The organism is Methanoregula sp. (assembly GCF_002835825.1).
Lineage (GTDB): Archaea > Halobacteriota > Methanomicrobia > Methanomicrobiales > Methanospirillaceae > Methanoregula.
In genome coordinates, this window is record NZ_PIZH01000414.1 from 1 (window position 1) to 1,805 (window position 1,805).

The 1,805-nt window shown below is 53.0% G+C and carries 2 protein-coding genes; both read left to right on the plus strand.

Annotated elements, in window-relative coordinates; translation table 11 throughout:
- Window positions 1–183 precede the first annotated feature (183 nt).
- Complete coding sequence (locus CW742_RS11725) at window positions 184–882, plus strand: TIGR00266 family protein (RefSeq protein WP_292420596.1); 699 nt, start codon at window positions 184–186, stop codon at window positions 880–882.
- 376 nt (window positions 883–1,258) lie between these two features.
- The coding region (locus tag CW742_RS11730) for a cyclopropane-fatty-acyl-phospholipid synthase family protein (RefSeq protein WP_292420598.1) at window positions 1,259–1,805 on the plus strand (547 nt) is incomplete at its 3' end.

The following is a 1,805-nucleotide window of genomic DNA, read 5'->3' on the forward strand; positions in this document are numbered from 1 at the left end:
GAGGAGGATTGCGATGAAAGAAGAGCGTGACATAGAAATGACTTGACATACGGATTATTTGAACTATTCTTTTCGCATTCCACTTTCAGATTTCATCGTTCGTGTTTTTTTCCGGAAAAATTCCAAAAAATGTTTCCCGCAACACATTTCTTCTTTCGGGCTGAACTTCTCATCAGGATTGCAATGAAGCACGAGATTATTGGCAGCAACCTGCAGATGGTGAAGATCGACCTTCTGCCGGGCGAGGGAATCTTTGCCGAGGCCGGCGCGATGGTGAACATGACCGGCTCGTTCACGATGGAGAGCCAGCTCAAAGGCGGCATTCTTTCCGGGATCAAGCGGGCGGTCGTGGGCGAGAGCCTGTTCCTCACGAGGTTTTCACCGGGCGAAGGCGCCGGCGTTGTCTCGTTTGCCGGCACTATGCCGGGCAAGATCTTTCCGGTAACCGTGAGCCCGGACCGGGAATTCATCGCACGGAAGGACTCGTTCCTCTGCTGCCACGAAGGCGTCGATCTCGACATCGCGTTCACGAGCAAGATCCCGGCCGGGCTCTTTGGCGGCCAGGGCTTCATCCTCCAGCACATGAAAGGCAACGGGACGACCTTTCTCCACTGCTGCGGGGACATCATCGAGCTCGACCTGAAACCGGGCGACGTTGTCAAGGTCCAGACCGGTCTTGTTCGCGGCTTTGACGACACGGGCCGCTATGACATCGCGCGCGCGTGCGGGATCCGCACGTCCCGCTTTGGCGGCGAAGGGCTCTTTGTCACGACACTGACGGGCCCGGGAAAAGTCGTGCTCCAGTCCATGAACATAGAAAAGATTGCGGCAAGCCTCATCCCCTACCTGCCCAAGCCGGAAGTAAAAGTCAAGCCGGTATAATTTTTTAGAAACATACAAGATTCACCAATGTGCTGATCTTTGAATAAACGCTAATCCTGTGCACAATAATGAAAAATCCGCAGCTCATGATGTCTTGATAGTTCATACGGAAAGTTACTGCCAGATCAGCAGTTCTTGTACCTGATGTATACCGCAATACGGCTGATCATTTCCCGGAAAAGATCAGCTAAAGAAATATCATGGAATTTCCACATTTTTTTCTCACTGCCCAAAGAGTATGAGTTCCGGTTTAATTACAGAACACCCAGGCAACACCCCGGAACGCTGAGGTTGTGGTATGACATTTATAATCCTTACAGAATTCGACCACAAAGATAGTATTCGATTATTCCCTACAGAAGAAGGAGTTTTCAAAATGGACATTCCACGAATTTTTACCATTACCGAAAGTGCTCACCGGATTCATAACCCGTTCACACCAGAAAAACTCGCCACCCTTGGCGCAGCGCTGCGCCTGGAACCGGGGACTCGTATGCTCGATCTCGGGAGCGGTTCGGGCGAGATGCTGTGCACCTGGGCACGCGACTACGGGATCACCGGCACAGGCATCGACATGAGCCAGTTGTTCACCACGCAAGCGAAACTCCGGGCTGATGAGCTCGGAGTCGCAAATCGAGTTGAATTCATCCACGGCGATGCTGCCGGCTTCGTTGCCAGGGAAACCGTCGATGTGGCAGCCTGTCTTGGCGCCTCGTGGATTGGCGGGGGCATTGCCGGCACCATCGAACTTCTGGCGAAAAGTCTCCGTCCCGGGGGAATAATCCTTATCGGAGAGCCCTACTGGCTGAAGTTGCCAGAGACAGAAGACGCTGCCCGGGGATGCCTTGCCCATTCTGTCTCCGACTTTCTCATGCTCCCGGAACTACTCGCGTCTTTTGGCAACCTGAACTACGATGTTGTGG